This is a genomic window from Streptomyces sp. NPDC058459, from assembly GCF_042721685.1.
GTDB lineage: Bacteria > Actinomycetota > Actinomycetes > Streptomycetales > Streptomycetaceae > Streptomyces.
Genome location: NZ_JBHXLV010000305.1, coordinates 1 through 5,326, shown reverse-complemented (window position 1 = coordinate 5,326; position 5,326 = coordinate 1). Strand labels below are relative to the sequence as shown.

Annotated in this window: 5 protein-coding genes; 1 reads left to right on the top strand and 4 read right to left on the bottom strand. The window is 73.1% G+C overall.

The window, feature by feature from the left end; all coding sequences use genetic code 11:
- Positions 1 to 75 precede the first annotated feature (75 nt).
- The 4 genes from ACFWN1_RS31330 to ACFWN1_RS31315 form a co-directional block, all read right to left on the bottom strand.
- Positions 76 to 450, bottom strand: a complete 375-nt coding sequence (locus tag ACFWN1_RS31330; protein WP_042173984.1) for an RNA polymerase-binding protein RbpA — start codon at positions 448 to 450, stop codon at positions 76 to 78.
- A gap of 267 nt (positions 451 to 717) precedes the next feature.
- Positions 718 to 2,067: an MFS transporter gene (locus ACFWN1_RS31325; RefSeq protein WP_384369499.1), complete on the bottom strand. Its 1,350-nt coding sequence runs from the start codon at positions 2,065 to 2,067 to the stop codon at positions 718 to 720.
- A gap of 63 nt (positions 2,068 to 2,130) precedes the next feature.
- The gene (locus ACFWN1_RS31320) at positions 2,131 to 2,919 is read right to left on the bottom strand and encodes a glycerophosphodiester phosphodiesterase (protein ID WP_384369496.1); all 789 of its coding nucleotides are present in this window, start codon (positions 2,917 to 2,919) and stop codon (positions 2,131 to 2,133) included.
- On the bottom strand, positions 2,916 to 3,569 hold the full coding sequence (locus ACFWN1_RS31315) for a YitT family protein (protein WP_384369493.1): 654 nt from the start codon (positions 3,567 to 3,569) through the stop codon (positions 2,916 to 2,918). The genes ACFWN1_RS31320 and ACFWN1_RS31315 overlap by 4 nt, the downstream gene beginning before the upstream one ends.
- Positions 3,570 to 3,671: 102 nt before the next feature.
- Here ACFWN1_RS31315 and ACFWN1_RS31310 point away from each other — a divergent pair, with 102 nt between their 5' ends.
- Entirely contained in the window at positions 3,672 to 5,177 is a 1,506-nt protein-coding gene (locus tag ACFWN1_RS31310; protein ID WP_384369490.1) for a PLP-dependent aminotransferase family protein, read from the top strand.
- Positions 5,178 to 5,326: the final 149 nt, after the last annotated feature.

Below are 5,326 nucleotides of genomic sequence, written 5' to 3'. Positions count from 1 at the left end.
GCGCCGTACATCGTGTGGATGTACGGCGCCCGCGGTTGTGTGCTGTGCGCTCGATCCGGCGCGGCCCCTGAAGAGCTACGCCGACTTGCGGCTGTCGCGCGGGTGTACCGCGATGTTCATCGCGCCCGAACGCAGGACCGCCAGACGCTCCTCAAGGACCTCTTCGAGTTCCTCGCGGGTGCGCCGCTCCATCAGCATGTCCCAGTGGGTACGCGCGGGCTTGGCCTTCTTCTCCTCAGGGCCGTTGCCGTCGACCAGGAGTGCCTGGGCCCCGCAGACCTTGCACTCCCACTCCGGCGGAATCTCCGCCTCGACCGAGAAGGGCATCTCGAAACGATGCCCCTTCTCGCATGCGTACTCCACGGCCTGGCGCGGGGCCAGGTCGATACCGCGGTCCGTCTCGTAGCTGGTCACCACGAGGCGCGTACCGCGAAGAGCTCGCTCACTCATGAATCGTGCCTCCCGGGCTTGTCGCCCACAGGACAGGTGTCGCTGTCGTCGTCATCCGGTCAACGTCCGGTCGGCGGTAAAGATTCCCGTCCGGAGTCCCGATCCGGGTCGTACGTCGCCGTCGTAGCCGCCCCTTGTTCTACCCACAGGCGTCCGGTTTGTCACCTCTGCTCGCAGATGTGACCCGCCGTTTCACTGTTATTGACGCGCAGTAACGGTACGCCTGGCAGGCCAAACGCGTACACTACCGCCCTTTCGTGTTGAGCGCTAAATCCTCTCCGGGACCGGATTCCCCGCCTCGCCGACGGCACGCCGCACCGGCACCCGCGCCAGCAGCACGAAGCCGGTCACGAAGAAGGCCACCAGCGAGACGATCGCGGAACGGTAGCTCCCGGTCAGCTGGTAGGTCACCCCGAACAGCAGTGGACCGAGCCAGCTCATACCCCGATCGCTCAGCTCGTACGCGGAGAAGTACTCCGCCTCCTTGCCCGGCGGGACCAGATGCGAGAACAGCGACCGGGACAGGGCCTGGCTGCCGCCCAGCACCAGCCCGATGGCGCCCGCCAGGACGTAGAAGAACACCGGCGCCCCGGCGGGCAGGAAGTACCCGGCGGCCAGGGTGAGCGTCCAGGCCACCAGTGAGCCGAGGATGGTGCGCCGGGCGCCGTACGTCCGCGCCAGCCGGCCCATCGCCAGCGCGCCCGCCACAGCCAGCACCTGCACCAGCAGCACCGCGCCGATCAGGGTGGACTGCCCGAGCCCCAGCTCCTCCGAGCCGTACACCGACGCCTGGGTGATCACCGTCTGGATGCCGTCGTTGTAGACGAGGTACGCCAGCAGGAAGGCGAGGGTGTGGGGGTGGCGGCGCATGTCCTCGACCGTGGCCGCCAGTTGACGCAGGCCGGTCGGGGCGGCAGACGCCACGCGCGCGTGCCGGTCGCGCAGCCGGCTGAGCGGGATCAGCGCGAAGGCGCCCCACCACAGCCCGGCCGAGGCGAGGCACACCCGCACGGCGGCCGGCTCCGACAGGCCGAAGGAGTCGTGCGCGGTGTACAGCACCAGATCGGCGACCAGCATCAGGGAGCCCGCCGCGTAGCCGAAGGCCCAGCCGCGCGAGGAGACCCGGTCGCGGTCGGCGGGCGGGGCGATCTGCGGCAGGTAGGAGTTGTAGAGCATCATCCCGACCGACTGCGCCGCGTTGGCCACCACCACCAGCAGCAGCCCGCCGAGCAGATAGCGGTCGCCGTCCAGGAAGAACATGCCCGCGGTCGCGGCCGCCCCGGTGTACGCGGCCACCGCCAGCAGCGGCTTCTTCCGGCCCGTGCGGTCGGCCAGGCTCCCCGTCAGGGGCATCACCAGCACCGCGACGATCACGGACAGGGACACCGCGTAGGCGAAGAACGAGCCCGCCCGCACCGGTATCCCGAGCGGGTGCACATAGCCGTCGGCGTCGGCCGCGTGCCGGGCCACGGCGGTGAGGTACGGGCCGAGAAACACGGTGAGGACGCTCGTGGAGTACACCGAGCACGCCCAGTCGTACCAGTACCAGCCACGCTGCTCGCGCCGCGACCCCGCCGACTCGCCGGGCGCGCCCGCCCGCACGGTGTCGATACCCACCCCGCCCCCTCGCTTCCCCGCCGCAGTGCCGTGCCGAGGCGGGGGAGGCGTCACTCGGCCGGGTCAGACCCAGACGCCGCGGTCCTCCATGACCTCGCGCAACGTGTCGATGTGATCGGTCATGATGCCATCGACGCCCAGATCCAGGAGCCGGTGCATCCGCTCGGGTTCGTTGACCGTCCACACGTGCACCTGGAGCCCGAGCGCGTGCGCCGCCCGCACGAAGCGCCGGTCGGCCACCGGGACGCCCGACCGGGCCTCCGGCACCTGCGCCGCGACGGCGGAGCCGCGCACGGTCGCGGGCAGCCCCCAGGACCGCAGCCGCAGCCCCAGCACCCCGAGGGTGCCGAACGAGGTGGCCAGCCTCGGCCCCGCCAGCCGCTGCGCGCGCCGCACCCGCGCCTCCGAGAAGGAGCCCAGGCAGACGCGGTCCCAGGCGTCAGCGCGTCCGACCAGGTCCAGGAACGGCAGCAGGGCCGCCTCCGCCTTCACGTCCACGTTCCAGCGGACCTCGGGGAACGTCTCCAGCAGCTCTTCGAACAGCGGTACGGGCTCCTTGCCGCCCACGCGCGCGTGGCGGACGTCCGCCCACGGCAGGTCGGCGATGCGCCCGGTGCCGTCCGTGACCCGGTCCAGGGAGTCGTCGTGGAAGGCGACGAGTGTGCCGTCCGCCGTGAGGTGGACGTCGGTCTCGATGTAGCGGTAGCCCAGCGCGACCGCCCGGCAGAACTGCGCCACGGTGTTCTCGGTGTTCTCCGTGTTCCCGGTGCTCGCCGCCGCCGCCCCGCCCCGGTGGGCGAAGGGGATGGGGCCGGGATGGTCCAGGTACGGATGGCGTGTCGGCTCGGTCACCGGCGCAGTATCGCGCGCTCCGGCCGACCGGTGGCAACCACCCCGGTCGGCGCGGACGCCGGGCGCAGCGCGAAGAAGCGCAGGAAGAACTGGGCGAGCGGGCCGATCGCCAGGGCGTACAGCACGGTGCCGATGCCGACAGTGCCGCCGAGGGCGAAGCCGGTCGCCACCACGGTGACCTCCACACAGGTGCGGATCAGCCGGATCGAGCGGCCGGTGCGGCGGTGCAGGCCGGTCATCAGGCCGTCGCGCGGGCCGGGGCCGAAGTCCGCCGCGATGTACAGGCCGGTCGCCGCGCCGTTGAGCACGATCCCCGGGACCAGCAGTGCGATCCGCGCCGCCGGGCCGTGCGCGGCGGGCAGCGCGGAGAGGGTGGCGTCCATGGCGAAGCCGATCACCAGCACATTGGAGACCGTGCCCAGGCCGGGGCGCTGGCGCAGCGGTATCCACAGCAGCAGGATCGCGGCGCCGAGCAGGGTCAGGACGACGCCCATGCTGAGGCCGGTGCGGGCGGCGAGCCCCTGGTGCAGCACGTTCCACGGTTCCAGGCCGAGGCCCGACCTGACGAGCAGCGCCGAACTCGCCCCGTACAGCGCGAGTCCGGCGTACAGCTGGAGCAGCCGGCGGGTGAGACGGCCCCGAGTGGACATGGGATACCCCCCTGAGTGGTGACAGTGGCCTGACCCGTGCCACTCTGTGGCGTGGGATGGAGAGCCATCCATGGCCAATCCGGGAAAGGTGGACTGATCTGCATGCCGCATTGGACCTCGGCGGTGGGCGCCGCACAGCTCGCCCGGCTCCTCAACTCCCAGCAGGACCGCCCCGGCGGCCCCGGCACGCGCCGCCCGCCCGCCTACCGCGCCCTGGCCGACGGCATCCGGCTGCTCGTCCTGGAGGGCCGCGTCCCCGTGGCCGCCCGGCTGCCCGCCGAACGCGAACTGGCCCTCGCCCTCTCCGTCAGCCGCACCACCGTCGCCGCCGCGTACGAGGCCCTGCGCACCGAGGGGTTCCTGGAGTCCCGGCGCGGTGCGGGCAGTTGGACGGCCGTCCCGGCGGGCAACCCGCTGCCCGCGCGCGGCCTGGAGCCGCTGCCGCCCGAGTCGCTCGGCTCCCTGATCGACCTGGGCTGCGCGGCCCTCCCGGCGCCCGAGCCCTGGCTCACCCGCGCGGTCACCGGCGCGCTGGAGGATCTGCCGCCCTACGCCCACACCCACGGCGACTACCCGGCCGGGCTGCCCACCCTGCGCGCCATGATCGCCGAGCGGTACACCGCGCGGGGCATCCCCACCATGCCCGAGCAGATCATGGTGACCACCGGTGCGATGGGCGCGATCGACGCCATCTGCCATCTCTTCGCGGGCCGGGGCGAGCGGATCGCCGTCGAGTCGCCCTCCTACGCCAACATCCTCCAGCTGATGCGGGAGGCCGGCGCCCGGCTCGTGCCCGTCGCCATGGCCGAGGGACTCAGCGGCTGGGACCTCGACCGCTGGCGCCAGGTGCTGCGCGAGGCCGCGCCCCGGCTCGCCTATGTCGTGGCCGACTTCCACAATCCGACGGGTGCGCTGGCCGACGAGGACCAGCGGCGCCGGCTCGTCGACGCGGCCCGCGCGGCCGGGACCGTGCTGGTCGCCGACGAGACGATGAGCGAGCTGTGGTTCGAGGAGGAGCTGGGCCGGAACATGCCGCGCCCGGTGTGCGGCTTCGACCCGGCCGGTTCCACCGTGATCACGGTCGGCTCGGCCAGCAAGGCGTTCTGGGCCGGGATGCGCATCGGCTGGGTGCGCGCCGCCCCCGACGTCATCCGCAGCCTGGTCTCCGCGCGCGCCTACGCCGACATGGGCACCCCCGTCCTCGAACAGCTCGCCGTGCACTGGCTGTTCAGCTCCGGCGGCTGGGAGCAGGCGGTGGCGCTCCGCCGCGCCCAGGCCCGCGAGAACCGAGACGCCCTGATCACCGCGCTGCACCGCGAGCTGCCCGGCTGGGAGTACGAGGTGCCCTCCGGCGGGCTGACCCTCTGGGTCCGCGCCGGGGGCCTGTCCGGCTCCCGCCTAGCCGAGGTGGGTGAGCGGGTGGGCGTCCGCGTCCCCTCCGGCCCCCGCTTCGGCGTGGACGGTGCCTTCGAGGGGTACCTGCGGCTGCCGTTCACAGTGGGCGGCGCGGTGGCGGACGAGGCGGCCTCCCGGCTGGCGTCGGCGGCCCGGCTGGTGGAGTCCGGTGCCACCGGAGGCGGGGAGGTGCCGGGGGCGTTCGTGGCGTGATCCCCGCCGGCCCCGGCGCGGGTCGGCCCGACCGGTTCCGGACTACGTCGCATGTGTCGCCGACGCGCGGCGGGCACTCCACTCCGCCGGCGGGGGCGTCGCGGAACACTCGCTGACCGGGGGCCCCGGGTGCCGGCCCGGTCGTGCGG